Raw genomic sequence first — 26,449 nt, forward strand, 5'->3', positions numbered from 1 at the left:
AGCACAGGATGTGCTGTCGAAAAGCCCCTCCCACCCTTCACGCACTTGATGGGCATGGATGCCCATCAAGCGCTCCCTCGGGGTGCCCTTCTCTTTGGTTACTTTCTCTTGGGCACGCAAGAGAAAGTGACTCGGGCCCGCAGGGGCCGAAAGCGCCGCAAGCAATCTCTCAAACCAGCGAAAAGCACAACGAGGCGAGCGCATAACTTTGGGCAAGCGCGGGCAACCCCACCCCAGCCCTCCCCTGCCAAGCAGGGGAGGGAGCAGATCGACGCGACATGCACGATCAGGCCGAAGGAACAAACATTCCTTGGGTTATCCCCGGATCGAGCCCGGGGTAACCCAACCTACGCAAGCCTCGTTTCGGCGTGCAGAAAAACAACGGGCGCCGAAGCGCCCGTTGCTCGATCCCCATACTTACGCGATCAGATCGCGTAATACATCTGAAACTCCAGCGGATGCGTGCTGGCGCGATAGCGCGTCACTTCCTGCATCTTCAACTCGATATAGGCATCGATGAAGTCATCGGTGAACACCCCACCGGCCTTGAGGAAGTCGCGATCCTTGTCCAACGCTTCCAGCGCAGCATCAAGGCTCGAGCACACCTGCGGAATGTTCTTCTCTTCTTCCGGCGGCAGATCGTAGAGATCCTTGTCAGCCGGCGCACCCGGATCGATCTTGTTCAAGATACCGTCCAGGCCCGCCATCATCAGCGCGGTGAAGGTGAGGTAGCCGGACTGCATCGGATCGGGGAAGCGCACTTCGATGCGGCGGCCCTTCGGGTTCGACACGAACGGAATGCGGCAGCTGGCCGAACGGTTGCGGGCGGAGTAGGCCAGCATCACCGGCGCTTCGAAGCCCGGCACCAGGCGCTTGTAGCTGTTGGTGGTGGAGTTGGCGAAGGCGTTGATGGCCTTGGCGTGCTTGAAGATGCCGCCGATGTACCACAGCGCCGTCTGCGACAGGCCGCCGTACAGGTCGCCGGAGAACAGGTTCTTGCCGTCCTTGCTCAGCGACTGGTGCACGTGCATGCCGCTGCCGTTGTCGCCGACGATCGGCTTGGGCATGAAGGTGACGGTCTTGCCGTTCTGGTGCGCCACGTTCTTGATGACGTACTTCATGGTCATCAGTTCGTCGGCCTTCTGCACCAGCGTGTTGAAGCGCGTGCCGATTTCGCACTGGCCGGCGTTGGCCACTTCGTGGTGATGCACTTCCACCACCTGGCCCAGCGATTCGAGCACCTTGCACATGTCGGCGCGCAGGTCGCCCAGCGAGTCGACCGGGCTGACCGGGAAGTAGCCACCCTTCACGCCCGGACGATGGCCGCTATTGCCTTCGTCGTACTTGAAGCGCGAACTCCACGCGGCTTCCTGCGATTCGATTTCGTAGAACACGCGGCCCATGTCGTTCTGCCAGCGCACGCCGTCGAAAATGAAGAATTCCGGCTCCGGACCGAAGAAGGCGGTGTCGGCAATGCCGGTGGACTTGAGGAAGGCTTCGCCGCGCTTGGCGATCGAGCGCGGGTCGCGGCCGTAGGCCTGCATGGTGCTCGGTTCCAGCACGTCGCAATGCAGGACCAGCTGGGTGTGGCCGCTGAACGGATCGAGGTAGGCGGTGTCCGCGTCGGGCAGCAGCACCATGTCCGACTCATTGATGCCCTTCCAGCCGGAGATGGAGGAGCCGTCGAACATCTTGCCGTCCTCGAAAGTGGACTCGTCGATGGCGTGGGCGGGGAAGGTCACGTGGTGGTGCTTGCCGAGCATGTCGGCAAAACGCAGGTCGACGAACTCGACCTCATGCTCCTGGATCAGGTCGAGAACTTTCTTGGCGGACATGTGGGACCTCAGAGTCGAAAAAGGGGATCGCGCGTGCTGTAGAGCAAGCACCGTACCAACGAGGAAAAACCCGATGCGTCAGGCATTTGAATCCAAATCGGCGGCTGAAGCAAGTCTCGAATGCACCAATTTGTCAAACCATTTGCACCATATTGAGGCAAATCAAGAAACCCCCGGCATCGGCGGCTGGCAGGCCATCATTCCGCCTAAGCTATGCCGTTTTGTGTCGGTCGCCCTGGCGGAGGAATCCACGTGCACGATCTGCTCAACGTCATCCTGCTGGGGATCATCGAGGGTATTACCGAATTCCTGCCGATCTCCAGTACCGGTCACCTGCTGATCGCGGAGAAATTCGGTCTCGGCGCGCGTTCTGATCTGTTCAATGTGGGCATCCAGGCCGGGGCGATCCTGGCGATCACGCTGATTTACTGGAAACGCATCTGGCAGCTGCTGACGCAGTGGGGCGATGCTGCCAACCGCAGCTATCTGGCCAAGCTACTGGTGGCCTTCCTGATTACCTGTGTGCTCGGCTTCGTGGCCACGCACTACGGCTTCAAGTTGCCGGAAACACTGACGCCGATTGCCTGGGCGTTGCTGCTCGGCGGCTTCTGGATCCTGGCCGCGGAGGCGATCGCGGCGCGGCAAGCCGATCGCAAAGAGGTGACCTGGCGGGTAGCGATTCTGGTGGGCGTCGCGCAGATCGTGGCGGGCATCTTTCCCGGCACGTCGCGCTCAGGAGCCACGATTTTCACTGCCATGCTGGCCGGCACCAGCAACCGGCCGGCGGCGACGGAGTTTTCGTTCCTGGTCGGCATTCCGACCATGTATGCGGCGACGGCGTATGAGTTGTGGAAGGTGCTTAAGAGCGGCGGCGCCGCGCATGAGGATTGGGCGGCGCTGGCGATGGGTTTCCTGGTATCGCTGATCGTGGCGTTTGTCGCGGTGAAATGGCTGCTGGCTTACATACGCACACACCGCTTCACCTGGTTCGCGTTGTACCGCATTGCGTTGGGCATGGTCTTACTGCTGCTGATACCTGCAAACGCCTGATATCCAGCCCGCCTCGAACAGCCCCCTCCCCTACGTGAAGTAGGGGAGGGAGCAACGTCAGATCCGGCGTTATTGCGTTCTGCGCACCGGCGGCAATTCCCGCACCGGCTGCATCGCACCGACCGCCGGCACCGGGGCCATCTGGCACACCGACTCGAACGGTCGCTCGAACAACTCGCGCGCCCACTCGATAAATGCCTGCACGCGCACCGACAGATGCTTCTTCTGCGGATACACGATCCACACGTTCTTGCCGGTGGAAACGGTATCGGTCATCACCGGCTCCAGCTTGCCCAGATCGAGCATGCAGGCGGCCAGTACATGCGGCGCCTGGATGATCCCCAGGCCCGCCACCGCCGCCTGGATCACCGACTCGCCGTCGTTGATCAGCATGTGCGCACTGATATCCACCTCCACGCGGCCGCCGGGCGTATCGAACTGCCACTGGCGCGGGCGGCCGTTGGAATAGACGTAGTTGATGCAGCGGTGGTTCTTCAGGTCCTCGATGCTGCTCGGCGCGCCGTGCTTCTGCAGGTACTCGGGCGAGGCCAGGAGCACGTTGCGGAAGTAGCCGATCTTGCGCGCGATCAGGCTGGAATCCTCCAGCTCGCCCAGGCGGATGGCGCAGTCCACGCCTTCCTCGTTGAGGTCGTAGGGGTAGTCGCACATCATCAATTCGAGGCGGATATCCGGGTAACGGCGCTCGAAATCGCTGAGCTGCGGAATGATCGCCGCCCGCCCCACCGACACCGTCATGCCCACCCGCAGCTTGCCCGTCGGCTTGCGCTGGGCGTAGCCGAGGGCCTCGGTGGCCTCGGTGAGATCGGCAAGGATCTCCTTGCAACGGGTATAGAACGAGGCGCCATCGTCGGTTAACCGCAGGGCGCGGGTGGAGCGGAACAGCAGCCGCACGCCGAGGTTTTCCTCCAGGCGGGAAACGGCGCGGCTGACCCCGGAGGGGGTCATGCCCAGCTGGGCGGCAGCGGACGCAAAACTTTTTGCCTCGACCACGCGGACGAAGGCGGAAATGGCAGAAAAGTCTTCCATAGCAGGATCCAAAACGCAGAGTGCTGGTGATTATGCGCCCATTCGTGATTGCGAGTCACGAGTGGCTTGCGCAAGAAACGGATTTTCTAAACTAAACGGTATACCCATTATTCGTTTCCCCAATCGTGCTGCATTGCGGCACGACCGATTCCAGGGAGCGAAGAGTGATGTTGAAGAAAGCGATTCTCGCCGGCCTCGTCGTAGCTGCGATTGCCGGCAGTTGGGCCATTGTTGGCCATCATGGCGCCCAGGCGCAGACTGCCCAGGGTGCCGGCGGTGCGCCGGAAGTGACGGTGGCCCCGGCCATGCTGCGGCCGGTCAGCGACAGCGCCGACTTCACCGGCCAGCTGCAGGCGGTGGATACCGTCGATGTGCGTCCCCGCGTCGGCGGATATGTGGACGCGGTGCTGTTTAAGGAAGGGGCCGATGTGCATCAGGGCGATGTGTTGTTCCGCATCGACCCGCGCCCGTTCCAGGCTGAAGTGGACCGGCTGAGCGCCAACCGCGCCCAGGCCCAGGCCCAGCTGAGCCTGGCCCAGGCCAATGCCGCTCGCGCCAAACGGCTGCTGGCGCAGCATGCGATCTCGCAGGAAGACGCCGACAGCATGAGCACCGGCGAGCAAAGCGCCAACGCCACCCTGGCCGCGGCCACGGCGGCGCTGGCCACCGCCAAGCTCAATCTGGACTGGACCCAGGTGCGTGCACCGATCGACGGCCGCGTCAGCAACGCGCGCATTCAATCGGGCAACCTGGTGAGCAGTTCGGACGTGCTGACCAGCGTGGTGTCGACCAATCCGATCTACGTCTACTTCGACGTGGACGAGCAGACCTGGCTGAAGCTCGACCGCCTGCGCCGCGATGCGGTGAAGAACGGTCACCCGCCGCGCATCGAGGCGGCGATGGGGTTGGCCGATGAGCAGGGCTATCCGCATATCGGCCGGATCGACTTTGTCGACAACCAGCTGCGCCAGAACTCCGGCACCATGCGTCTGCGCGCGGTGTTCGACGAGGAAGGCGGCCTGCTGACACCCGGCCTGTATGCGCGCGTGCATCTGCAGAGCGGCCAGCTGCGCCAGCGCGTGCTGATCGACGACCGCGCAGTCGGCACCGATCTCAGCAACCAGTTCGTCTACGTGCTCGATGGGCAGCACAAGGTGGAATACCGCAAGGTAGCCACCGGCCCGCTATTCCATGGTCTGCGCGTGATCGACGACGGCATCAACGCCGGCGACGTGGTGGTGGTGAACGGTTTGCAGCACGTGCGCCCGGGTGTGGAAGTGACGCCGCAGCAGGTGGCGATGGATGCCCGCCTCAGTGCCGAGGACAAGGCGCTGGTGGATGCCGCAGTGACCAATCCCGATGGCCAGGATGCGCGTACGGCGCAGGCGGATAGCGGCAAGGCGCCGAAGCGTCCGCAGGGCTGACCGATGTACGCCCTCCCCTGCTTGCAGGGGAAGGCTGGGGTGGGGTTGCTCACTCTCGCGACGAAGCCGCACCAGAGCACCCCCTCCCAACCTCCCCCTGCCATGCAGGGGGAGGAGCGAGTCCATCGCTTCAATTTGAAGCTTCCGAGATAGAAACCATGAAAAACATCGCACAGTTTTTCGTCGACCGGCCGATCATGGCCGCCGTGTTGTCGCTGATCTTCGTGATCGCAGGCAGCATCGCGGTGTTCAAGCTGCCGATCAGCGAATACCCCGAAGTGGTGCCGCCCACCGTGGTGGTGCGCGCCAACTATCCCGGCGCCAGCCCGGAAGTGATCGGCGAAACCGTGGCCACGCCACTGGAAGAACAGATCAACGGCGTGGAGGGCATGCTGTATTCGTCCTCGCAAGCCACCAGCGACGGCCAGATGACCCTGACCGTGACGTTTGCGCTGGGCACCGATCTGAACAATGCGCAGGTGGAAGTGCAGAACCGCGTGGCGCAGGCCTTGCCGCGTCTGCCGGAAGAAGTGCAGCGCCTGGGCGTGACGACGCAGAAGAGCACGCCCGATCTCACCATGGTGGTGCACCTTACCTCGCCGGATAAGCGCTACGACATGCTGTACCTGTCGAACTACGCGCGCCTGCATATCAAGGATCTGCTCGCCCGCCTGGATGGCGTAGGCGATGTGCAGCTGTTCGGCGCCGGCGAATACAGCATGCGCGTGTGGCTGAATCCGAATCAGCTGGCGCAGCGCCATCTGACCACCAGCGACGTGGTGCATGCGATCCAGGAGCAGAACGTGGCGGTGGCAGCCGGTGCGCTGAATGCGCCGCCGGTGCCGGGCAATACCGACTTCCAGCTCAATATCCACACCCAGGGCCGCCTGAGCACGGTGGACGAGTTCGGCAACATCATCGTGCGCACCGATGCGGATGGCAGCGTGGTGCATCTGCGTGACGTGGCGCGGATCGAGCTGGGTTCCAACCAGTACGCGCTACGCAGCTTGCTGGACAACCAGCCGGCGGTGGCGATTCCGATCTTTGCACGCCCGGGCGCCAATGCGATCCAGATCTCCAACGAAGTGCGCTCCACCATGGAGGAGCTGAAGAAGGAGTTCCCGCAGGGCGTGGAGTACCACATCGTCTACGACCCCACGATCTTCGTGCGCGGCTCGATCGAGGCGGTGGCGCATACGCTGGTGGAAGCGATCTTCCTGGTCGTGCTGGTGGTGATCCTGTTCCTGCAGACCTGGCGTGCATCGGTGATTCCGCTGGTGGCGGTGCCGGTGTCGCTGATCGGTACGTTTGCAGTGATGTATCTGATCGGCTTCTCGCTCAACGCGCTGTCGCTGTTCGGCCTGGTGCTGGCGATCGGCATCGTGGTGGACGATGCGATCGTGGTGGTGGAAAACGTCGAGCGCAATATCGAGCTGGGCCATTCGCCGCGCGAAGCCACGCGGCGTGCGATGAACGAAGTGACCGGACCGATCGTCGCCACCGCGCTGGTGTTGTGCGCAGTGTTCGTGCCGACCGCCTTTATCAGCGGCCTGACCGGCCAGTTCTATCGCCAGTTCGCGCTGACCATCGCGATCTCCACCGTCATCTCGGCGTTCAATTCGCTCAGCCTCAGCCCGGCGCTGGCCGCGGTGCTGCTGAAGGGCCACGACGCGCCGAAGGACAAGCTGTCGATCCTGATGGACAAGGCGCTGGGCTGGCTCTTCCGCCCGTTCAACCGCTTTTTCCACCGCAGTGCCGACAACTATGTGGGCGGCGTGCGCCGCATCGTCGGCACGGGCCCGGTGGCACTGGTGTTGTACGCCGGCCTGATGGGCTTGGCTTGGTTGGGCTTCTCGCATGTGCCGATGGGCTTTGTGCCGCAGCAGGACAAGCAGTATCTGGTCTCGTTCGCGCAGCTGCCGGATGCGTCCTCGCTGGATCGCACTGAAGATGTGATTCGCCGCATGTCGGAGATCGCGCTGAAGCAGCCGGGCGTGCAGAGCGCGGTGGCTTTTCCGGGCCTGTCGATCAACGGCTTCACCAACAGCACCAACGCGGGCATCGTGTTCGAGACGCTCAAGCCATTCGACGAGCGGCGCGATCCGTCGCTGTCGGCCGGTGCGATTGCCGCCGCGCTGAACCAGAAGTTCGCCACCATCCAGGATGCGTATATCGCCACCTTCCCGCCCCCGCCGGTACAAGGCCTGGGCACCATCGGCGGCTTCCGCATCCAGATCGAAGACCGCGGCCAGCTGGGGTTTGACGAGCTGTACAAGCAGACGCAAAACCTGATCGCGCAGAGCCAGAAAACGCCGGCACTGGCCGGGCTGTTCTCCAGCTACCAGGTGAGCGTGCCGCAGATCGATGCGAATGTGGATCGCGAGAAGGCCAAGACCGAAGGCATCGACCTGGCCGACGTGGACGATACGCTGCAGGCGTATATGGGCTCGCTGTACGTCAACGACTTCAACCGCTTTGGACGCATCTACCAGGTCAACGTGTCGGCCGATTCGTCGTACCGCCACGAGCCGGAAGACATCCTGCAGCTGAAGACGCGCAATGCGCAGGGCGAGATGGTGCCGCTGGGTTCGTTCGTGACGGTGAAGAAAACCGCCGGCCTGGAACGCGTGATGCATTACAACGGCTACATCACCGCCGAGATCAACGGCGGCCCGGCACCGGGTTTCAGTTCCGGCCAGGCGCAGGCGGCGATGGAGAAGCTGGCCAACGACAACCTGCCCAACGGCATGAGCTACGAGTGGACTGAGCTGACCTATCAGCAGATCCTCGCCGGCAATACCGCGGTGCTGGTGTTCCCCTTGTGCGTGCTGCTGGTGTTCCTGGTGCTGTCGTCGCTGTATGAGAGCTGGTCGTTGCCGCTGGCGGTGATCCTGATCGTGCCGATGGTGCTGCTGTCCGCGATTGCCGGTGTGTGGCTGTCGGGTGGCGACAACAACATCTTCACCCAGATCGGCCTGATCGTGCTGGTCGGCCTGGCGTGCAAGAACGCGATCCTGATCGTGGAATTCGCACGCGAACGCCAGCATGAAGGCATGAGCCGCCACGACGCGGTGCTGGAAGCGGCCCGCCTGCGCCTGCGCCCGATCCTGATGACCTCGATCGCTTTCATCATGGGCGTGGTGCCGCTGGTGACCTCGCACGGTGCCGGTGCGGAAATGCGTCACGCGATGGGTGTGGCGGTGTTCTCCGGCATGCTCGGCGTCACCATCTTCGGCCTGATCTATACCCCGCTGTTCTATGTGCTGATCCGCGCCGTGGTGGAACGCCGCGAGGCGCGCAAGCATCAGCACACTTCGGCCAAGCCTGCCTTGGAGGGCCATTGAGATGACACGCTTGCTTCGTAATACCGCCTTGTTCGCCGCACTCGCGCTGGCCGGCTGCGCCAGCGTGGGGCCGGATTACAAGACGCCCGCTACACCGGCGGCCCAGGTGCAGAACGTCGACGCGGCGCGCGAAAGCGCCGCGCAGTTCCAGGCCGCGTGGTGGAAGCAGTTCAACGATCCGGTGCTCGATGCGCTGATCCAGCGCGCCGCCAAGGGCAGCCTGGATCTGCGTATCGCCGCGGCGCGCCTGCAGGAATCGCGCGCGCTGCTGGGTACGGCCAAGTCCGATCAGATCCCGACCATCAGCACCGACGTTTCGTATAGCCGCGCGCTGGAACAGCAACCCGGTTTCGGCAACCAGCGCGTGCCGGTCGATACGTATCAGGCCGGTTTCGATGCGTCGTGGGAGCTGGATCTGTTCGGCGGCGTGCGTCGCTCGGTAGAAGCGGCGCGGGCGGATCTGGGCGCCAGCCAGGCATCGATGCAGGATGCGCAGGTCAGCCTGTTCGCCGAAGTGGCGCGCAATTACTTCGAGTTGCGCGGCGCGCAGCAGCGCCTGGCGATCGCCCAGCGCAATATCGACAACCAGGCAGACACGCTCAAGCTGATCCAGGCGCGCGCGCAGATCGGCACCGCCTCCGAGCAGGATGTGGCCAGCGCCAGCGCCCAGCTCAGTGCGGCGCGCGCACAGCTGCCGGTGCTGGACACGCAGGCGCATGCCTATGCATACCGCCTGGCGGTGTTGCTGGGCGAACGTCCCGGTGAGCTGGATGTGGATGTATCGCCGTCGACGTTCAAGCCGATCGCCAGCGTGCTGCCGATTGGCGAGGCAGGCGACGTGTTGTCGCGTCGCCCCGATGTGCGTGTGGCCGAACGGCAATATGCGGCGGCCACGGCGCGCATCGGCGTGGCGAAGGCGGATTTCTTCCCGCATATCTCGCTGGGCGGTTTTGTCGGCTTCCTGGCCGGGCGCAGCAATGACTTCGGCGGTCCGGCGTCACGCGCCTTCTCGGTCGGCCCGAGCATCACCTGGAACGGCCTGAACGTCGAACGCGTGCGCTCCAATTTGCACGCCAGCGAAGCGCGTGCCGATGCCGCCGAGGCGAACTATCAGCAGACCGTGCTGCAGGCGATCGAGGATGTCGACAATGCGGTGGTCGGCTACAACGCCGAGCACGCGCGAATCGAGCAGCTGATTGCGCAGAGCGCGCAGAGCAAGCGTGCGGCTGATCTGGCGCGCATCCGCTATCAGGAAGGTGCTACCGGTTATCTGGAGCTGCTGGATGCCGAGCGCGTGCAGCTGGCGGCGGAGGATGACCTGGCGCAGTCGCAGGCGGCGATCGATACGCGGGCGGTGGCTTTGTATAAGGCGTTGGGCGGTGGCTGGCAGGCATGTGGTGATGCCAGCTGCTCGGATGTCGCACAAGCGAAGTGATCTGCTCCCTCCCCTGCAAGCAGGGGAGGGAGTCAGTCTTCGTCAGCGCTGCACCATCCGCGCAAACCATTCCCAGCCGCGCACGCGCTCAGCCACCAGCTTGGAGCTGGTCAGCATCGGCACCGCCAGCAACGCGCCCGGCACGCCCCACAGCCAGCCCCAGATCAGCAGCCAGATCAGGATCGCAATCGGGCTGACCCGCATGCGCCGTCCCAGGATCATCGGCGTGATCAGATTGCCTTCGAACGCGGTGATGCAGGCAAAACACAGTGCCGGCAACAGCGCGTGGGTCACATCGTCGAAATGCACCAGCCCCACCAGCAGCAGCGTGGTGGTGGTGACGATCGCACCTACATAGGGAATGAAATTGGCGAACATCGCCACCGTGCCCCACAACAGGGGATCGGGCATATGCAGCAGGAACAACATGCCGGCAGTAGTCAGGCCCAGCGTGGCGTTGATCACCACCGTGGTGAGGATGTAGCGCGACACTTCGGTCTGGATGCCGCGCACGATGGTCACGGCGTGGCGCTTGTAGCCGAAGCTCGGCGCGATCTCCACCAGCCGCCGCAGGATCAGGTCGCCGTAGACCAGGAAGAAATACACCAGCAGCAACACGGTCAGCACTGCCGCCAAGACCTTCGGCGCATTGCCGAGTACATCCCACACGCTGAAGGCCACGTCGCTGGGGCTCGACCCGGCATCGGGGCGCACCGGATGGCCGTTGACCAGGGTCTGCGTGGCGCGCCCGGCCGCTTCCAGCGGACGCGTGATGTGCTGCAGCTTGGGAATGAAGCCGCGGATGGTGGTCGGCGCGTTGTGCAGCCAGCTTGCTGCCGGCTGCGCCAGCATGCTGATGCCGGTGATGATGCCGGCCATCAGCGAAATCATCAGCACGCTGGCGCCGAGCCAGCGCGGAATGCGATGGCGCGTGCCGCGCGCCACGATCGGATTGAGCGCCAGGCCGATAAACGCCGCCAGCACCAGCGGAATGATCAATGCCTTGACCAGGGTGACGGTGTACAGCAGGGCGAGAATCAGCATGGCGTTGAGCGTCATGCGGATCGCGCGCAGATGCCCGCGCAGGCGATACACGCCGTGCGCGGCCTGCTTGATCTGCTTGGGGGTAAGCGCGGCAGACGGCGCCGCGCGCTGCGGTGTTCCCGCTACCGGCCCGGCGTCGCTCATGCGTCGCCGCTGTCTTGCTCGGCGTAGCTGTCGTCCATGCTCAATTCGGCCAGCAGCCGCGTGCCGTGCGCCACGATATCGGCGATGCCGGTGGTGATCATCGAAGCCATGCCGGGTACGCGCAGCGCACCCACGCCGAGACTGCCAAGCGCGAAACCGGCGCCGGCCGCCGTGCCCACCATCGCCAGCGGGTGGCGCTGGCCACGCGCCAGCAGCGCCGCGGTGGGGGTGGCCAGCGCGGTGCGGTGGGTATCCACGCGTTCGCGCGCCTGGCGCACTTTTTCCAGCTGCTTGAACAAGCTCATGGCTCCCCCTTCTCCGCCTCGATATCCTGCTCGGCCCGATGCAGGGTATCGCGCATGATCGCACGCCACTCCTGCCGCGTGCCGGGCAGGCTCATCCAGTGCATGCAGCGGCGGAACAGCAGGATGGCGCCAAACAAGGTCAGCGCTTCGAGCACTGCCAGCACCGCGAAAGCCAGGATCCAGGAGTGCAGCCACTTGGCCAGCAGCAGGCCGATCAGGCCGAGCACGGTCAGGCCCAGGCCGACTCCGGCGATGGTCGCCACCAGGCCTGCTGCCAGGATCCAGGACACCGCGCTGCGCGCCAGCCCCAGCTCGGCCGCCAGCAATTGCAGCTGGGCACCGAACAGCTGGCGTACCGCTCGCGCCACCTGGGCCAGCTCATCGAGCAGGCTGCTGTCCTGCCCCGGCGGCCCGGCTTGCCCGGCCGCCTCGTTATCGCGCACGGAATCGTGCATCGCCCGCCTCCGCGCCTGACACCGATGGATCAGCGACGAAGAATACGGCCAAGCAGCCAGCCCGCGCCGAGTGCGATGGCCACCGCCTGCACCGGCTTCTCGCGCACGTAGTCGCGTACATCGTCCAGCCACTCGTCGGCGCGGTCGCGTGCCTGCTCGTAGGCGGCCTGGCCGCGCTCCTTCACATCGGCAACCTTGTCGGTGGTGCGATTGGCGGCGTCGGCGGCCTTGTCGGTGGCGCGATGCAGGCCTTCCTCGACGTTGTCGGCAACGCGGCCGAATTTTTCCTTGCCGCTGGCGACCGCTTCGGAGGTGGCCTGCTTGATGCGCTCGGCGCCCTGGTCGATACGCTGATGGGCGTTGTGCTCTTGCGTCTCGTGCGCCTGGACTTCTTTGTTCATGACGTTCTCCAATGGCGAGGTCAATCACTGTAACGGGTTGCCGACCCGCTGTCTGAACGGTCGCGTCGCCGTTCAGCTGGCGCGCCGCAGAAAAGCGATCACCGCCAGGATCAGGAAGAGGACAAACAATACCTTGGCGATCCAGGCGGTGGTACCGGCTATGCCGGTAAAACCAAGTAAGGCTGCGATGACAGCAATAACCAGGAAAACCAGGGCGTAATGCAACATGGCGCAGCTCCTTGTAACCGGGGTGTCATCGCGCACGCCCGGTTCCATGTGCCACATCAGGTGCTGTCCGAACGTGAAGGTTCCCGCTGCAACCTATACATCTCGCTGACGTTTGTGCCGGCGGCAATCAGGCCGTCACGTTCGGATTGATGCTGTAGGTGCCGGTGAGCTCTGCCTCGGCCAGCACATGCCCGTGCATGGCCGCGCGCAGGTCGTCCAGGGTGAAGCCGGCTTGCAAGGGCAGGCTGGCGACGTCCAGCGCATGCACGCGGAAGTGGTAGTGATGCACCAGGGTGTCGTTCCACGGCGGGCACGGACCGTCGTAGCCCAGGTAGTTGCCCTGCATATTGGAATCGCCGGCGAACCAGTGCGTGTAGTCGTTCACGCCCTGCACGCTGCCGGGCGGTCCGAACGGATCCTGCTTGCCGCGCGGCGTCACTTCGTCGCTGCAGGCGCCCTCGCCCAGTTCGGCGCATTCGGCCGGAATGTTCGCCATCAGCCAATGCACGAAATCCACGCGCGGCAGGTCGGCTGGCACGCTGCGTCCTTCCTGGTTGACGTCGTCCGGCCTGCTCGGCACGTCGGTATCGATGCAGGTGAGCACAAACGAGCGCGTCGCTTCCGGGGCGCCCTTCCAGGCCAGGTGCGGGCTGTTGTTGTCCGACAGGGCAAAGGGGCTGGCGGTCTTGCCGAAGGCGAGCCGGGGCGGCATCGGCTGGCCGTGCTGGAAGTTGTCGCTGCGTAACTGCATGGAAATCTCCGGTGCTGCGGTGGAAAGACTGCCAGTGTTGGGGCGCCGTCAAGATGGCGCAAGTCAGTGCTTGCCACGGCGCCGCGCGCACCCATGTGACCGGCGAGCTTAACCCGGCCGCCATGATCGGCTGGTGACAGCTCTGCTAAGTTAGCTGTTCCCGGGGAGGATGGATGAGCGTGAGCGAGCTTGAAGATCTGAGCACCTTGGTGCGTGCCGCCACGCCCCTGCTGGTGATCGAGACCGTGGACGAGCAGCGGGTGATCGAATGCTTCCGGCACGTGATCGCGCAGTCGCTGTATCCGCTGTGGCGCTGGACCATGACCGAGGGGCTGGAACGGCTCGACTTCAACGGCCCGCGCGATCAGGACATCGCACCCGACGCCACCTCCACGCTCAATGCGATCCGCGCGGCACCGGAGCGCGGCATCTATCTGCTGTTCGATTTCCTGCCCTGCCTGCAATACGCGATGAGCCAGCGGCAGCTGCGCGAGATCGTGCAGCGCGATCACTCGGCGGCGCATACGCTGGTGCTGGTGGGCGCGAAGGTGGAGCTGCCGCAGGAGCTGGATGCGCTGGCCACGCGCGTACCGCTGTCGCTGCCAGACATCAAGGAGCTGGCCGGCATCATGCGCGGCGAAGCCGCCGCCTGGCAGCGCGAGCACAACCGCAACCTGGAAGTGGACAACGATGCGGCGCGCACCATCGTGCGCAATCTGCTCGGCCTGACCGCACCCGATGCACGGCGCATCGTACGCAAGCTGATCTACAACGACGGTGCGCTCAACGCCAGCGACCTGCCCGAGCTGATGCAGGCCAAGTTCGACTTGCTCAACCGCTCCGGTCTGCTGCATTACGAATACGCTACCGCCAGCTTCGCCGACGTGGCGGGCGTCAGCCACGTGCGCGACTGGGTGCAGCGGCGGCGCACGGTCTTCCTCGATCCCAATCCCGCGCCCGCGCTGGATCCCCCCAAGGGCGTACTGCTGCTGGGCGTGCAGGGCTGCGGCAAGAGCCTGGCCGCCAAGGCGATTGCCGGCGGTTTCGGCGTGCCGCTGATCCGCCTGGATTTCGGTTCGCTGTACGACAAATACCAGGGCGAAACCGAGAAGAACCTGCGCGAGGCGCTGGGCAGTTGCGAAGTGCTGGCGCCCTGCGTGCTGTGGATCGACGAAATCGAGAAGGGCCTGGCCAGCGGCGGTGAAGATGGCGGCGTGTCGCGTCGCGTACTCGGTTACCTGCTGACCTGGATGGCCGAGCGCAAGTCCAAGGTGTTTGTGGTGGCCACCGCCAATGCGGTGGACGAATTGCCGGCGGAACTGCTGCGCAAAGGGCGTTTCGACGAAATCTTCTTTGTCGACCTGCCGCGAACGGAAGTTCGCGCGGCAATCTTTGCGCTGCATTTGAAGCGGCGCAAGCTGGCTACGGAAACGTTCGACGTACAGGCACTGGCCGAAGCCAGCGATGGCTTTTCCGGTGCGGAGATCGAGCAGGCGGTGGTCAGTGCGCTGTATGACGCCAGCGGCAATGGCGGTGCGCTGGACCAGCAGACCTTGCTGCACGCGCTACAGGCGACCAGGCCGTTGTCGGTGTTGATGCACGAGCAGGTGGCGGCGCTGCGGGCGTGGGCGAATGGGCGCTGTGTGCCGGCGGATTGATGTGGGGGTAGGGTTACTCCGAACTCGATCCGAGGGTAACCCTACCCGTTCTCTTCGCCGCGATATCGTTGGGTTACGCTGCGCTAACCCAACCTACGTTCGCGTGGCTTGCGCGATTTTCTGTTGCACTTGTGCCCACGGCGTGGGGCCTTCGTGCATCGCATAGATCGTCTCGACCTGCAGGTGTTCGCGCGCTACTGCCTGCGCCACTTCGTACACCAGTTCCGGATCGTAGAGCGTTCCGTCCGCATTCAAGGCCAGTGTATCGCTGGCATACAGCAGCTTCTGCTGCGGGAAGTACACCATGTACTGGCGCTCGGTCGATGCGCCGCGCAGCGGATACAGCACGACGCGATTGGCGCCTTTGCCGACTTCCACGCGTTCGCCAACGCTGATCCAGCGCGCCGCTTCCGGATGCAGCTGCAATGCATCCGGCTGCAAATGATGCGGCGCCGCTACCAGTCGCTCCAGCAAGGGGCGGTTGAGATCCAGCGCATACACCGGCACGCCTTCGGCGACTGCTTGCCGTACGCCGGCCATATGCGGCCATGAATCGGATGTGCTGAACACGCCTTTGATCGGCAGGCCCGGATACTCGCTGCGTACCTTGGCCAATATCCCTTGCACATAGCCCGGCGAGATCGGTGCTTCCAGCACCAGCACGCCATCGTCCTGCTTGATCAGCGTGGTATTCCATGCCCCTTGATAGAGCTCGATGCCTGGCGCCAGCTCGACGCGCCGCTTGTCGCTGAAGACGCGATTCCAGCCCTTCGATTGCGCGCTTTTGGCGGCAACCGCCGCATCCATCGCGAAGCTCTGGTCGTCGACGCCGGCATTGAAGACCGGATTGAGGATCTGCGTGGACGCATAGAGCAAGCCGTTACGCTGGTCGACACGATTGGTCGGAAACACCACGCCTTGCACGATATGCCAGTTATCGAAATAGATGCGCTGTTGCACATCGCCCCAGGCAAACCAGAAATCCTTGAAGCTGCGGCTGCGCTCCAGCGCATCGGGCAGATGGTTATAGGCATTCAACAACAGCTTGACCGGCGTGCCTTGCCAGGTGAATTCCACCACGCTGTGCGGTGTGGCGTGTAGCCATTGCGACGGCGCGTAATGCAGGTCGCCGGCAGCGGCGGCGTTCAGCAGCAGACGCTCCGGTCCCAGGGCCAGCGTATCGGCGGTGTCGTCCAGGTCGGCCAGCGAGCACGGGCTGTCGCCCTGCTTGGCGTGATACACGCCGCCTTGCGGCGTGGCGATCAGCGTCGCATCCACCGCTTCGGTGTGCGGATCGGCTTCCGGCCAGGTGAGATGCGCTTCGCGCCGCAGGCGCTGGCGGTCGAAATCCACCGTCACCTGGTCGTGTTCGTAAGCCGTGATAAAGGGCTGCTGGCGATACGACTGTTCGGACAGCACCGTGTGTCCGATCGCCTCGTAGCGCTCGCTATGAATGCCGCTCAGTCGCTCGCGTCCGCCCATCGCGGCAAGCGCCAGTTCCACGCAGGCTTTGGCGTCCAGCTTGTCGCAACCTGGGTGCGCGGTGGCTGCTGTCGGCGCGCCATCCTGTGGCGGCTCCGCCGCGGAGCCGGGCGTGGTCAGCACCAGCGCCAGCAATGTCGGCAGAACGGCATGGATACGGTGTTCCATTTCGAGTCCCCAGCAGAGCGATGCTGCGCAACTTACGCGCGCGGCCGGCGGCAACCACATGCAGGAAGTCACGCGGCATGGGGTGCCTGATGGCAGGGGCAGGCAGGCAAGGTCAGCGCAGCAGGGCTTCGACCAGGTCGGCGGCCACCTGCTCGCCGTGCTCCAGCCGCACTTTTTCCGCGCAATCCTGTGCGCGCTGTGCATAGGCGGGTTCATCAAGCAGGGCGCTCAGCAATGGCAGCACCGTTTCGCAGCGGTAATCGCGCGAGGCGATCGAGCGCGCCACGCCAAGGCGTTCCAGTCGCTCGGCGTTGTCGAACTGGTCAAAGCCGTGCGGCACCACCAGCATCGGCCGTCCTGCGCGCAAAGCTTCGGTGCTGGTGCCGATCCCACCGTGATGGACGATCGCCGCCGCATGCGGAAATACGGCGGCGTGCGGCGCATAAGCCACCGCATGCATCGAGGAAGGCAGCGATGCCGGCAGCTGCGCACGCACTTCCGGCGAACCGGTGAACAGCACCGCGCGACGTCCCAGTTGCTCGCACATCTTGATGCTTTCGCGCAGAAAATGGACGCCGATATGCACGGCCGTGGAGCCGAGTGTAAATACCACCGGCGGCGGCCCTTCATGCAGAAAGGATTGCAGCGCCGCATCCATCGCCGCACCGGGCTGCGCGTAATGCACAAAACCGGTGATATGCGCATGGCGCGGCCAGTCGGCTTGCGGCGAACCGAGCTGCGGCGAGAACAGGGCCAGCGCGCATGCGGGTGCGTGCTGGCCGTCCTGCAGTGGATTGCCCAGCGGCGATTCGCCGGGCAGTCCAAGCGCGCGCCGAAAGGCACGCACCGGGCCGGTCCAACCACGCACGCGCAGCCAGATAAGAAAGTGCAGCAAGCGCTTGCCGCGCAGCGGACCGCAGGCCATCTCATCTGCCCACGGCATGCCCACGATCGGCGGTTCATGGATGGAAAGGAAACTGCATGGCGCCAGCACCGCCGATACCCATTGCAGCTTTCCCGCTGCGCTCAGCGTTTCACCCAGGATCTGCCCCGCAAAGGCTAGGGTGGAAGTGATCAGCACATCCGCGTCCTGGCAGATCGCCTGCAGCAGCGCGTAACTCGGGCCCACATCGGCCGCGGCCATATCGCGGATCAGAAACGTCGGCCCGCGCACGGGATGGAAGGCGCGCGCCGTAAATTCGGCGATGTTTGCCGGCGCCGGTGTGCCGCTCGCATCGGCGAAGCGCAGGCCGCTCTGTTCGATCGCCGCAGCATGCATCGCATGCGTGGCCACCGTCACCCGATGACCGCGCGCATGCAGCGCGCGGCCGACGGCAAGGAACGGGAACAGGTCACCCAGCGAGCCCACCGTATTGATAACGATATGGGCCGGGCGCATGCGCTTGCTCTAGGCGGCGCCGGAGGCGATCGCGTTGAAGCGCGCGGCGATGTAGTCGTCGCAGAAACTGGTCATGTCCCAGCCGCGGATAAAGCCGCAGTGGCCGCCGTAGGTGGCGATGTCCAGTTCGATATTGCGCGGCAACTGCAGCTTTTCGAAGGCATCGACCGGAATCACCGGATCGTCGCGCGCGGTCAGGATAGTGGCGGGAATCTGCATCGCCGCCAGTGCGTGCCCGGCCACCGAATAGCCGTCCAGATAGGCCTGCAGGGAACCGAAATCGGTATGCCGCAGCACCAGCGCCTCGGTCAGGCCACGCAGATTCTGCTTCAGCTCCTGCAGCTCGAAATATTCGCGCTGCGGAAACGCCGCCTGCTTGGCGCGCAGGGAATGGCGCCACTTGTTCATGAAATACGCCTGGTAGAACCAGGGCGCGGATTCTTCCAGCGAAAACAGGCCTTCGCCGGGATCGATGATCGGGCATACGGCCAGCGTGTAGGCCAGCGGGATACCTTGCTGCGGCGCCTGCAGGGCTGCGCGCAGCGCGAAGTTTCCGCCCAGCGAAAAGCCGGCCAATGCCATCGCCGGCGCCGGCCAGCGGTGGGCGATGTCACCCAGCGCATGGACCACTTCGTCGATGCGGCAGGAATGGAACAGCGCTTCGTTCAATGCGTGGCTTTCGCCATGGTCGCGGAAGTTGAGCCGGAAAATGTTCCAGCCGTCTTCCAGCAGGCGGCTGCCGGTCTGCAGTACATAGGTGGAATCGACGCTGCCTTCCCAGCCGTGGAACAGCACCGCCAGGCCGCGTGCCGCCGGCAGCGAGGTCTGCGCGGTGTAGGCGCCGGTGAGGCGAATGCCTTCGCCGCCGTCCACCATCACCGTTTCGGCGCCTTCCAGCACTTTGTAGGCACGGCGCGGCAACAGCTTGCGGCGCACACCGCTGGAAGAAAGCATGGTCTGGATATGGCCGCTGGTGAGCGGCCAGTGGGGACGGAAATCCCGCCCCTGCGGAAGCGTCATGCTGATCGGTCCTCAAGCGCGGCAGCGATACGCTCGCGCGCCTGCTCCGCCATGCGGCGGCGGCCATCCTGGCTGACCGGTACCTGCTCCAGGAAATGCACTTCCGCGTCCATCGGCGCGCCGCCGAGCATGCGCAGGAAGTTCTGCAGAAAGTTCTCGTGCTCGCGGAAGCCCGCATCGATCAGGCGCTTGCCCTTGCGCGCAAAACGCAGCGCGACCGGCTGCACCGGCACCTCGGCATCCAGCGCGGCCTGGAAGATGCGCGCATGGAACACCTTCAGCACGCCGTTGTGGCCAGTGCCGCCTTCCGGGAACACGGCGACCGAGCGGCCTTCGCGCAGGCGATCGACCATCACCTGCATCACCGCCGCCAGCGAATGATTGCTGCCGCGCCGATGGAAGATGGTGCCGCCGCTGGCGGCCAGCCAGCCGACCAGCGGCCAGCTGGCGATCTCGGCCTTGGCCACGAAGCAGGCGGCGCGCTGGCTGTGCAGCAGTTCGATATCGATCCACGAAGTGTGGTTGGCGACGAACAGCACGGCATCGGCCATCGGCTTGCCCACGCGCACCGAGCGCAGGCCGAAGATGCGCATCAGGCCGGTGGACCAGGCGCGGATCATGCGATGCGTAAACGGCTCGCGGCCGTCTTTCATCACGGCGTGGCGATTCCAGGTAAGGACGAACCCGCACAGCATGATGCCGAGCACCACGTGCAGCAGCAGCAAGGGCACGCGCCACACATAGCGCAGCGGGCGCAGCAGGTCCCGGTCCGGGGCAGAAACGGCTTCGATACTCATCAGTACATCATTTTAACGTTATTCGCGCCGCCGTCAGCAGTACGCATGCGAACTGTCGCACGGCGTTTGAAGCGTGCGAACGCGGATCCCGTTGACTGGTGCGCCGTGGCGCCTATAACGCAGCGTCGATCAGCCGCCGCGCCGCCGTGCCGAGCACCCGCGCCGGACCGCCTTCGCCGAAGGTCTGCCCGGATACATAGCAACCTTCCAGCAGCAGCAGCAGGCTGTCGGCCAGCTCGTCCGGATCGCGCGCACGCATGCCGCGGCACATCTCGCGCAGGCGTTCGCGCAAGGCCTGCTTGCTGTCCACCGCCACCTGGTGCGCGGGGTGTGCATGATCGGGGTATTCGATCACCGCATTGGTCAGGCCGCAGCCACGATAGCCCTCGCTGCTGGCGCGCACAGCAAGCCGGTCCAGATAGGCCAGCAATTGCGCCTTGGGATCGTCGGGGTGTTCGGCAGCGGGCGCCTCGAAGCGCTGAAAGAAGCGCTGGTGATAGTCGCGCAGATAATCGGCGACCAACTCGTCCTTGGATTCGTAGGCGCGGTACAGGCTGGGCTTGGTCACGCCGGCGCGGTTGACGATTTCCTCCACGCCGATCGCACGGATGCCCTCGCGGTAGAACAACTCGAAGGCAGTGTCGCGGATGCGGTCCGCGGCACGGCGCGGCGCTTCCGCGGCGGGGGCTGGCATGGATTTGCGACGTGTGGACATGGCTGGCCTGTTGACAATGTTACCGATCGGTACGTACTCTGCGCTTCCGCCCCGTACCGATCGGTAACATGACTATACAGCGCCGCCGGCCCTTCGGCCAAAACTATGCCTTTGTGGTGGTTGCCGTGGTGTTCCTGGCCCTGCTGGCCTCGGCCGGCATGCGCGCCACGCCCGGCGTGCTGATGCTGCCGCTGGAACATGCCTTCGGCTGGAGCCGCGACGATATTTCTTCCTCGGCCGCGGTCGGCATCCTGCTCTACGGTCTGATGGGGCCGTTTGCGGCGGCGCTGATGCAGCGCTTCGGCATCCGCCATGTGCTGGTCACGGCCTTGGTAGTGATGACGATCGCCGCCGCCTCCAGCGCCTGGATGACCAAGCCGTGGCAGCTGCTGCTCAGCTGGGGCGTGCTCTCCGGCGCCGGTACTGGCTGCGTGGCAGTGGTGATGGGCGCCACCGTGGTCGGCCGCTGGTTCAGTACGCACCGGGGGCTGATGATGGGCCTGCTTACCGCCAGCACCGCCACCGGCACGCTGATCTTTCTGCCCGGCCTGGCGGCGATCGCCGAATACGCCGGCTGGCGCCCGGTGGTGCTGACCATCGCCGCGGTCTGTGTCGTGCTGGTACCCCTGGTGCTGTGGCTGCTGCCGGAACGTCCGGCAGACATCGGCCTTAGCCGCTACGGAGCACGAACCCGTCGATGCCGGCGCGCCGTCGGGCAATTTGTTTGCGCTCACCCTGGGCGTGCTGCACCGGGCCAGCAAGCGCGGCGTGTTCTGGCTGCTGTTCGCCACGTTCTTTGTCTGCGGCTTCACCACCAACGGGCTGATCGGCACCCATTTCATCGCTTTCTGCGGCGACCACGGCATTCCGGAAGTGCGCGCTGCGGGGGTGCTGGCGATGATGGGAGTGTTCGATCTGTTTGGCACCACCGCTTCGGGCTGGCTGACCGACCGCTTCGATCCGCGCAAGCTGCTGTTCGTCTATTACAGCTTGCGCGGGCTGTCGCTGATGTATCTGCCGTATTCGGATTTCTCGTTCTATAGCCTGTCGCTGTTCGGCGTTTTCTACGGGCTGGACTGGATCGCCACCGTGCCGCCCACCCTGCGGCTTACCACCGAAGCCTTCGGCGACCACGATGCGCCGATCGTGTTTGGCTGGGTGGTGGCGGGGCATCAGGTGGGTGCGGCGGTGGCGGCGTTCATGGCCGGCGTACTGCGCGTGCAACTGGGCAGCTACCTCACGCCGTTCGTGATCGCCGGTGCTACCGGCCTGGTCGCCGCGTTCCTGGCGCTGCGCATCCAGCGCCTGGACCAACGCAAGGACGACCAGGATGCACCGCTGACGCTGGCCGGCGAAAACGCCTAGCGCTCCAGCTGCTTGAGCGGCAAGGCGGTGGAACGCTTCACGGTACGCAGCACGAAGCTGGAATTCACATCGGCGACGCCCGAGGCATTGAGCAACCGGTCCAGCAGAAAGCGCGAGAAGTGCTGCAGGTCGGCTACATACACGTGCATCAGGTAGTCCATGTCGCCGGTCAGTGCGTAGCAGGCCACCACTTCGTCCCAGGTATTTACGTGCTCGACGAAGCGCTCGATGGTCTCGGCCTCGTGCTTGGTCAGCTGCACCCGCACAAAGGCCTGCAGGCCCAGGCCCACCGCCTCCGGATCCAGCTGGGCGGTATAGCCGATCAGAATGCCCTCGCCTTCCAGCCGCTGCAGCCGGCGCAGGCAGGCCGAAGGGGACAGGCTGACCCGCTCGGCCAGCTCCGCATTGGTGATGCGCCCCTCGCCCTGCAGCACGGCGAGGATGCGCAGATCGGTGCGATCCAGGGTAACCATGCATGATCCTCCGCTTATTCAGGCCTTCTGCGCACGAATATTGCACTTTGAGCGGCTGACTCTGCAATAAAACAAGCTTCGTGCGAAGGCTTGGCCGTATCCTTTTGGGAGCCACTTTCAGACCCGTCCCACGGAGCCTCCCATGGACAACACCAACACCCCGCGCCGCGTCGAACACCAGCAAACCGACCGCGGCTATGTGCCGGTGTACGCCACCGGCGTGGTGGAACAGCCGTGGGACAACTACACGCGCACCGACCATGAGGTGTGGGACACCCTGTTCAAGCGCCAGCGCGAGCTGCTGCCCGGCCGGGCATGCAAGGAATTCCTGGCCGGCGTGGAACGCTTCGGCCTGGGCGACGGCGGCATTCCCAAGTTCGCCGACCTCAACAAGGTGCTGGGCGAGACCACCGGCTGGGAACTGGTCGCGGTCGAAGGCCTGCTGCCGGACGAGGTGTTCTTCGATCACCTGGCCAATCGCCGCTTCCCGGTGAGCTGGTGGATCCGCAAGCCGGACCAGCTCGATTACCTGAGCGAGCCGGATCTGTTCCACGATCTGTTCGGCCACGTGCCGCTGCTGCTCAACCCGGTCTTCGCCGACTACATGCAGGCCTATGGCCGCGGCGGCATGAAGGCTTTTGCGATCGGGCCCGAGGCGCTGATGAACCTCACGCGCCTGTACTGGTACACGGTGGAATTCGGCCTGATCAATACCGACGAAGGCATGCGCATCTACGGCGCCGGCATTGTCAGTTCCAAGGGCGAATCGATTTACTGCCTGGATTCGGCGGCGCCCAACCGCATCGGCTTCGGCCTGGAGCGCGTGATGAATACGCGCTACCGCATCGACACCTTTCAGCAGACCTATTTCGTGATCAACAGCTTTGAGCAGCTGTTCGACGCCACGCGGCCGGACTTTACGCCGATCTATGCCGAGCTGAAATCGCACGAAGCGCATGCGGCGGCGGAGGTGCTGGCGAGCGATCGCGTGTTCAATCGCGGCACGCGCGAAGGGTTTGTGCAGGGTGGCGACGCCTGAGTTCTTCAGGGTCTACATACAACGCCATAGTCCGGCCTGGCTGCCGTCATTCGCGCGAATGACGGCGGCCACGCGATTGGGAACCAAGCGCACTCAACGCCCGTGCGCATCCACCCACGGCTTCAGCAAGCCGATCCACAACAGATAGCCGCTGCGATTCATATGCAGCCCATCCGGCCCGAACCATTTCTGCTGGGGCTGCCCGTCACTGCCCAGCATGGGCGTGAACACATCGATATACGCAACATCGTGCTGCGTGGCTGCATAACTGCGGATCAGGCGATTGGCCTGTTCGATCTGCGGCAGTAGCGACTGCCGCGCCACACTGGGCTTGATCGCCACGAAAGCCACCGGCACGCCGGGATCGAACGAACGCACCTTGTGCACGAAGGCGACAAAATCGTCGCGCACCTGCTGCGGCGTGTGCTGGTAGTACAGATCGTTGTCGCCGGCATACAGCACGATGGCGCGCGGATGGTAGGGCGCAATGATACGGTCGGCGAAGTAGGTGGAATCGCTCAGCACCGAACCGCCGAAGCCGCGATTGATCACCTGCACCTCAGGAAAATCCGCCGCCACGGTTTTCCAATGCTCGATCGACGAACTGCCGATAAACAGCACCGCGTGCTGCGGCGGTGGATTGGCGCGATCGGCAGCCTCGAAAGCGGCGATGGCCGGATTCCAATACGAATGCGGCGATTCGCCCGCGCAGGCCAGGCACGAGCCGAAAACAAGCAGCAACGACAGCAGGATCTTCATAAGACTCGCAAGCCGCGTAGGTTGGGTTAGCGCAGCGTAACCCAACAACACCCTACCGCCGCACAGCGACATTCACCTAGGCAACTAAACGCCACCGCGCTTCATCTCGCTGACCTCCAGCACCTTCGCAATCCGCTTGCCATCCCAGCGGTAAATCAGATGCTGCGCCTGCACGCACGGCGCCACCACATCCGGATAGAACGCGGCCAGGCATTCGCCGCCCTCATACCGCACGCTGTCGTAGACGATGCCGTTGGAATCGGCCGCGCGCAGCTGCCGCGCCAGTTGCACGCTGGCCACGTAACTGTCCGCGGCATGCGCCGCAGACCAGCCGCCGCGGATGTCGTGCAGCTTGCAATCGACACTGGTGCGGTAGCAGCGCATTTCGATATCGCAGGCCGGCTCGGCCGTGGCGGCAAGAAAGATCTCGCGGTGATACACGGTTTCTTCCACTGCAGTGATCACATTGCGCGCCGCGTAGAACACGCCCCAGCTGCCGTCGGAGAAGCGGCTGCCTTCGGGATTCAAATGCGTGAACGCGGCCATCACAGGCGTTGAGCCCGGGCCGCTGATGCGGCGATCCTGCGGCACCAGGCGCAAGGTATTGGCTTCATCGCGCAGGCGCGGATTGGTCAGCGCCTCGATCGCAAAAACCGCCTCCAGATCCGCCGGATCGGCGACGCGATCGAACAGCCCGGCGGGCGGAAAGCGGCTCGGCACAATGCGGTAGGCCTGGCTCCAGCGGATGCGCCGGATCGGGGGCGTGTCAGTTGGCATGGCTATTCCGTGGCACGGATCGCGACGATCCCTGTGCTTGCTTTATGAGCGGCAAAGTGTGCCGCACGGCGCTCTCGCCGACTGCGACGAGCGCCAGCGTTTGCTAATGGCCGCCGCGCTGCGCATCCAGGTATTGGCGCACCACGTACAGGTCCGCAACATTGCCCGACAACATGCGCTCCAGCGCCGAGTGGCCGCCGAACAACGAAGATTGGTTCGTCCGATGCAGCCAGTCGTCGGCCTGTTCGGGATTGGGAAACAGAATCTGCAGCGCCTTGTAGATGCCGAGCAGGTAACTGATGCGCTCCAGCGTATCGCGCCCCAGCGCGCCTTCCTGGTGGCGCTTCCACTTGTAGAAGGTGGATTCGGGCGGATCGCCCAGCAGCCGGCGCTGTTCGGAAATGCGCAATTTCCACACCTCCGCCAACTTGAAGAAGGTACGGAGCGCGGCGCCGCCCAAGCCTTCGATCGGCTCGGTCCTGGGCAGGGGATAGGCTGTCATAGCAAACTCTCCCGATGGAGCTTGGAGGCATATTACTTCATCCATAAAGTTTATGCCATCGGCACGTCAAGGGCTGTTCACGAGCAAGTCCCATTCCGAACGCAGCACCGGCGGCATGTTCCCTGGCAGAACTTGGGACGGTCCTTGATTGCACCCCTTCCGTGGGCGAGGGCAGAATCCTGAGGGTGCACTCGTCGTTCAACCGGATGCACAAGCAGGTTCTCGACAAGGAAGTGCCATGGTTCGCCAGTTTGTCGTCGGATGGATATCAGTGACCGCGGCGGTAGCGACCTTCGCCCACGATCAGAGTGCTACAGCGCCAGCTGGCGTATTGCCCGTGAAACCCATCGTGTGCAGAACCGAAGTGGCCGCGATCCGCCTGATCCAGGCAACCGCATCGACAGGCGCCATCGATGGAGCCGTTCTTAACGGCTCCATCAAGCAAGGGGACTGTCTGCCCGTGAAAGACGGGTGGACGATTGCATCGATGATCGACCCGTCCGCTTCCCAGCCAGACACCCGCGCCGCCGAGTGGGTCATCGACACACCGGCGAAGAAACTCATCATGTGGACGCTTCCAGGCAAGCTTGCACACTGGAATCCCCCACAAGCAATCTGCCGCTCCAGGGCGGCCATGCAACAGTGGATAAATGCGGAACAAAGCGGATCGGGCGCCGCCGCTCAACAGGCGCTGATCACGAGCGGTTCCTGCACGCATGTGCTGTATGAGTCAATCAAGAGCGTTGACGGTAACTCATCGCCCGCGAAAGTGCGGGTGCAAACCCCTGATGGGTTGGTCACCCGCTGGGGATATGGCGTGGGCGAATAATCG

25 protein-coding genes and 1 pseudogene are annotated in these 26,449 nt (G+C 64.3%); 9 read left to right on the forward strand and 17 right to left on the reverse strand.

Translation table 11 applies throughout. From position 1 onward, the window contains the following. Positions 1–425: 425 nt before the first annotated feature. Positions 426–1,835, reverse strand: a complete 1,410-nt coding sequence (glnA, locus tag IGX34_RS16825) for a type I glutamate--ammonia ligase (protein ID WP_192556899.1) — start codon at positions 1,833–1,835, stop codon at positions 426–428. Between the two features lie 252 nt (positions 1,836–2,087). Between glnA and IGX34_RS16830 the strand changes: the two genes are divergently transcribed. After that, positions 2,088–2,885, forward strand: coding sequence for an undecaprenyl-diphosphate phosphatase (locus IGX34_RS16830; protein WP_192556900.1), 798 nt, complete (start codon positions 2,088–2,090; stop codon positions 2,883–2,885). 69 nt (positions 2,886–2,954) lie between these two features. On the opposite strand, the gene IGX34_RS16835 is transcribed toward IGX34_RS16830, so the two are convergent. Next, complete coding sequence (locus IGX34_RS16835; RefSeq protein WP_192556901.1) at positions 2,955–3,932, reverse strand: LysR family transcriptional regulator; 978 nt, start codon at positions 3,930–3,932, stop codon at positions 2,955–2,957. 167 nt (positions 3,933–4,099) lie between these two features. On the opposite strand from IGX34_RS16835, the gene IGX34_RS16840 reads away from it, so the two are divergent. From IGX34_RS16840 to IGX34_RS16850, 3 genes are all read left to right on the forward strand, one after another. Further along, positions 4,100–5,356, forward strand: a complete 1,257-nt coding sequence (locus IGX34_RS16840) for an efflux RND transporter periplasmic adaptor subunit (protein WP_192556902.1) — start codon at positions 4,100–4,102, stop codon at positions 5,354–5,356. Between the two features lie 158 nt (positions 5,357–5,514). Beyond that, positions 5,515–8,700 (forward strand): efflux RND transporter permease subunit, encoded by a 3,186-nt coding sequence (locus IGX34_RS16845; protein WP_192556903.1) that lies wholly within the window; start codon positions 5,515–5,517, stop codon positions 8,698–8,700. Position 8,701: 1 nt separating this feature from the next. Then, positions 8,702–10,135 (forward strand): efflux transporter outer membrane subunit, encoded by a 1,434-nt coding sequence (locus tag IGX34_RS16850; RefSeq protein ID WP_192556904.1) that lies wholly within the window; start codon positions 8,702–8,704, stop codon positions 10,133–10,135. Positions 10,136–10,177: 42 nt separating this feature from the next. Here the strand turns inward: IGX34_RS16850 and IGX34_RS16855 are convergent, their stop codons facing one another. The 6 genes from IGX34_RS16855 to IGX34_RS16880 form a co-directional block, all read right to left on the reverse strand. Beyond that, the gene (locus IGX34_RS16855) at positions 10,178–11,323 is read right to left on the reverse strand and encodes an AI-2E family transporter (RefSeq protein WP_192556905.1); all 1,146 of its coding nucleotides are present in this window, start codon (positions 11,321–11,323) and stop codon (positions 10,178–10,180) included. Next, positions 11,320–11,628: a hypothetical protein gene (locus IGX34_RS16860; protein WP_192556906.1), complete on the reverse strand. Its 309-nt coding sequence runs from the start codon at positions 11,626–11,628 to the stop codon at positions 11,320–11,322. Before IGX34_RS16860 ends, IGX34_RS16855 begins: the two co-directional genes overlap by 4 nt. Then, positions 11,625–12,083, reverse strand: coding sequence for an ABC transporter ATP-binding protein (locus IGX34_RS16865; RefSeq protein ID WP_192556907.1), 459 nt, complete (start codon positions 12,081–12,083; stop codon positions 11,625–11,627). The genes IGX34_RS16860 and IGX34_RS16865 overlap by 4 nt, the downstream gene beginning before the upstream one ends. A 29-nt stretch (positions 12,084–12,112) precedes the next feature. Beyond that, positions 12,113–12,484, reverse strand: coding sequence for an ElaB/YgaM/YqjD family protein (locus IGX34_RS16870; protein WP_192556908.1), 372 nt, complete (start codon positions 12,482–12,484; stop codon positions 12,113–12,115). A 72-nt stretch (positions 12,485–12,556) separates the two neighbouring features. Beyond that, positions 12,557–12,712 (reverse strand): DUF1328 domain-containing protein, encoded by a 156-nt coding sequence (locus tag IGX34_RS16875; RefSeq protein WP_192556909.1) that lies wholly within the window; start codon positions 12,710–12,712, stop codon positions 12,557–12,559. Between the two features lie 127 nt (positions 12,713–12,839). Then, entirely contained in the window at positions 12,840–13,463 is a 624-nt protein-coding gene (locus tag IGX34_RS16880) for a YbhB/YbcL family Raf kinase inhibitor-like protein (protein ID WP_192556910.1), read from the reverse strand. 179 nt (positions 13,464–13,642) lie between these two features. On the opposite strand from IGX34_RS16880, the gene IGX34_RS16885 reads away from it, so the two are divergent. Next, positions 13,643–15,121 (forward strand): AAA family ATPase, encoded by a 1,479-nt coding sequence (locus tag IGX34_RS16885; RefSeq protein ID WP_192556911.1) that lies wholly within the window; start codon positions 13,643–13,645, stop codon positions 15,119–15,121. A 93-nt stretch (positions 15,122–15,214) separates the two neighbouring features. On the opposite strand, the gene IGX34_RS16890 is transcribed toward IGX34_RS16885, so the two are convergent. The 5 genes from IGX34_RS16890 to IGX34_RS16910 all read right to left on the reverse strand — a co-directional run bounded on the left by IGX34_RS16890 (position 15,215) and on the right by IGX34_RS16910 (position 20,702). Beyond that, entirely contained in the window at positions 15,215–16,771 is a 1,557-nt protein-coding gene (locus tag IGX34_RS16890) for an MBL fold metallo-hydrolase (RefSeq protein ID WP_192556912.1), read from the reverse strand. A 112-nt stretch (positions 16,772–16,883) separates the two neighbouring features. After that, positions 16,884–18,170: a glycosyltransferase gene (locus IGX34_RS16895; RefSeq protein WP_192556913.1), complete on the reverse strand. Its 1,287-nt coding sequence runs from the start codon at positions 18,168–18,170 to the stop codon at positions 16,884–16,886. A 9-nt stretch (positions 18,171–18,179) separates the two neighbouring features. Then, the gene (locus IGX34_RS16900) at positions 18,180–19,190 is read right to left on the reverse strand and encodes a YheT family hydrolase (protein ID WP_192556914.1); all 1,011 of its coding nucleotides are present in this window, start codon (positions 19,188–19,190) and stop codon (positions 18,180–18,182) included. After that, a complete protein-coding gene (locus IGX34_RS16905; protein WP_192556915.1) occupies positions 19,187–19,987 on the reverse strand; it encodes a lysophospholipid acyltransferase family protein in 801 nt (266 codons plus the stop codon). Before IGX34_RS16905 ends, IGX34_RS16900 begins: the two co-directional genes overlap by 4 nt. Positions 19,988–20,099: 112 nt before the next feature. Beyond that, entirely contained in the window at positions 20,100–20,702 is a 603-nt protein-coding gene (locus tag IGX34_RS16910; protein WP_192556916.1) for a TetR/AcrR family transcriptional regulator, read from the reverse strand. 182 nt (positions 20,703–20,884) lie between these two features. Between IGX34_RS16910 and IGX34_RS22140 the strand changes: the two are divergent. Together IGX34_RS22140 and IGX34_RS22145 are read left to right on the forward strand one after the other, a co-directional pair. Then, a pseudogene (locus IGX34_RS22140) lies at positions 20,885–21,322 on the forward strand (MFS transporter); the annotation flags it as partial. A gap of 100 nt (positions 21,323–21,422) precedes the next feature. Then, positions 21,423–22,067 carry an MFS transporter gene (locus IGX34_RS22145; protein WP_225737556.1) on the forward strand — a complete coding sequence of 215 codons (645 nt, stop codon included), beginning with the start codon at positions 21,423–21,425 and terminating at the stop codon, positions 22,065–22,067. Here the strand turns inward: IGX34_RS22145 and IGX34_RS16920 are convergent. Continuing rightward, the gene (locus IGX34_RS16920; protein ID WP_192556917.1) at positions 22,064–22,540 is read right to left on the reverse strand and encodes an Lrp/AsnC family transcriptional regulator; all 477 of its coding nucleotides are present in this window, start codon (positions 22,538–22,540) and stop codon (positions 22,064–22,066) included. The two genes, IGX34_RS22145 and IGX34_RS16920, sit on opposite strands and share 4 nt — an antisense overlap. 142 nt (positions 22,541–22,682) lie before the next feature. Here IGX34_RS16920 and phhA point away from each other — a divergent pair, with 142 nt between their 5' ends. Next, a complete protein-coding gene (phhA, locus tag IGX34_RS16925) occupies positions 22,683–23,579 on the forward strand; it encodes a phenylalanine 4-monooxygenase (protein ID WP_192556918.1) in 897 nt (298 codons plus the stop codon). 93 nt (positions 23,580–23,672) lie between these two features. Here phhA and IGX34_RS16930 read toward each other — a convergent pair whose 3' ends face one another. The 3 genes from IGX34_RS16930 to IGX34_RS16940 form a co-directional block, all read right to left on the reverse strand. Continuing rightward, on the reverse strand, positions 23,673–24,338 hold the full coding sequence (locus tag IGX34_RS16930) for an SGNH/GDSL hydrolase family protein (protein ID WP_192556919.1): 666 nt from the start codon (positions 24,336–24,338) through the stop codon (positions 23,673–23,675). Positions 24,339–24,422: 84 nt separating this feature from the next. Then, a complete protein-coding gene (locus IGX34_RS16935) occupies positions 24,423–25,115 on the reverse strand; it encodes an RES family NAD+ phosphorylase (protein ID WP_192556920.1) in 693 nt (230 codons plus the stop codon). A 103-nt stretch (positions 25,116–25,218) separates the two neighbouring features. Beyond that, a complete protein-coding gene (locus tag IGX34_RS16940) occupies positions 25,219–25,617 on the reverse strand; it encodes an MbcA/ParS/Xre antitoxin family protein (protein WP_192556921.1) in 399 nt (132 codons plus the stop codon). 238 nt (positions 25,618–25,855) lie between these two features. Here IGX34_RS16940 and IGX34_RS16945 point away from each other — a divergent pair, with 238 nt between their 5' ends. Then, positions 25,856–26,446, forward strand: a complete 591-nt coding sequence (locus tag IGX34_RS16945) for a hypothetical protein (protein WP_192556922.1) — start codon at positions 25,856–25,858, stop codon at positions 26,444–26,446. Positions 26,447–26,449: the final 3 nt, after the last annotated feature.

The sequence above is a fragment of the Dyella acidiphila genome, assembly GCF_014863405.1.
In the GTDB taxonomy this organism is placed as follows: Bacteria; Pseudomonadota; Gammaproteobacteria; order Xanthomonadales; family Rhodanobacteraceae; genus Dyella_B; species Dyella_B acidiphila.

Bases quoted from the DNA above. Each gene is read 5' to 3' on its own strand.
- glnA (WP_192556899.1), bottom strand. From the start codon at position 1,835: ATGTCCGCCAAGAAAGTTCTCGACCTGATCCAGGAGCATGAGGTCGAG.
- IGX34_RS16940 (WP_192556921.1), bottom strand. From the start codon at position 25,617: ATGACAGCCTATCCCCTGCCCAGGACCGAGCCGATCGAAGGCTTGGGC.
- IGX34_RS16845 (WP_192556903.1), top strand. From the start codon at position 5,515: ATGAAAAACATCGCACAGTTTTTCGTCGACCGGCCGATCATGGCCGCC.
- IGX34_RS16905 (WP_192556915.1), bottom strand. From the start codon at position 19,987: ATGAGTATCGAAGCCGTTTCTGCCCCGGACCGGGACCTGCTGCGCCCG.
- IGX34_RS16865 (WP_192556907.1), bottom strand. From the start codon at position 12,083: ATGCACGATTCCGTGCGCGATAACGAGGCGGCCGGGCAAGCCGGGCCG.
- IGX34_RS16935 (WP_192556920.1), bottom strand. From the start codon at position 25,115: ATGCCAACTGACACGCCCCCGATCCGGCGCATCCGCTGGAGCCAGGCC.
- IGX34_RS16840 (WP_192556902.1), top strand. From the start codon at position 4,100: ATGTTGAAGAAAGCGATTCTCGCCGGCCTCGTCGTAGCTGCGATTGCC.
- phhA (WP_192556918.1), top strand. From the start codon at position 22,683: ATGGACAACACCAACACCCCGCGCCGCGTCGAACACCAGCAAACCGAC.
- IGX34_RS16890 (WP_192556912.1), bottom strand. From the start codon at position 16,771: ATGGAACACCGTATCCATGCCGTTCTGCCGACATTGCTGGCGCTGGTG.
- IGX34_RS16930 (WP_192556919.1), bottom strand. From the start codon at position 24,338: ATGAAGATCCTGCTGTCGTTGCTGCTTGTTTTCGGCTCGTGCCTGGCC.
- IGX34_RS16870 (WP_192556908.1), bottom strand. From the start codon at position 12,484: ATGAACAAAGAAGTCCAGGCGCACGAGACGCAAGAGCACAACGCCCAT.
- IGX34_RS16880 (WP_192556910.1), bottom strand. From the start codon at position 13,463: ATGCAGTTACGCAGCGACAACTTCCAGCACGGCCAGCCGATGCCGCCC.
- IGX34_RS16920 (WP_192556917.1), bottom strand. From the start codon at position 22,540: ATGGTTACCCTGGATCGCACCGATCTGCGCATCCTCGCCGTGCTGCAG.
- IGX34_RS16860 (WP_192556906.1), bottom strand. From the start codon at position 11,628: ATGAGCTTGTTCAAGCAGCTGGAAAAAGTGCGCCAGGCGCGCGAACGC.
- IGX34_RS16910 (WP_192556916.1), bottom strand. From the start codon at position 20,702: ATGTCCACACGTCGCAAATCCATGCCAGCCCCCGCCGCGGAAGCGCCG.
- IGX34_RS16945 (WP_192556922.1), top strand. From the start codon at position 25,856: ATGGTTCGCCAGTTTGTCGTCGGATGGATATCAGTGACCGCGGCGGTA.
- IGX34_RS16875 (WP_192556909.1), bottom strand. From the start codon at position 12,712: ATGTTGCATTACGCCCTGGTTTTCCTGGTTATTGCTGTCATCGCAGCC.
- IGX34_RS16855 (WP_192556905.1), bottom strand. From the start codon at position 11,323: ATGAGCGACGCCGGGCCGGTAGCGGGAACACCGCAGCGCGCGGCGCCG.
- IGX34_RS16895 (WP_192556913.1), bottom strand. From the start codon at position 18,170: ATGCGCCCGGCCCATATCGTTATCAATACGGTGGGCTCGCTGGGTGAC.
- IGX34_RS16850 (WP_192556904.1), top strand. From the start codon at position 8,702: ATGACACGCTTGCTTCGTAATACCGCCTTGTTCGCCGCACTCGCGCTG.
- IGX34_RS16835 (WP_192556901.1), bottom strand. From the start codon at position 3,932: ATGGAAGACTTTTCTGCCATTTCCGCCTTCGTCCGCGTGGTCGAGGCA.
- IGX34_RS16900 (WP_192556914.1), bottom strand. From the start codon at position 19,190: ATGACGCTTCCGCAGGGGCGGGATTTCCGTCCCCACTGGCCGCTCACC.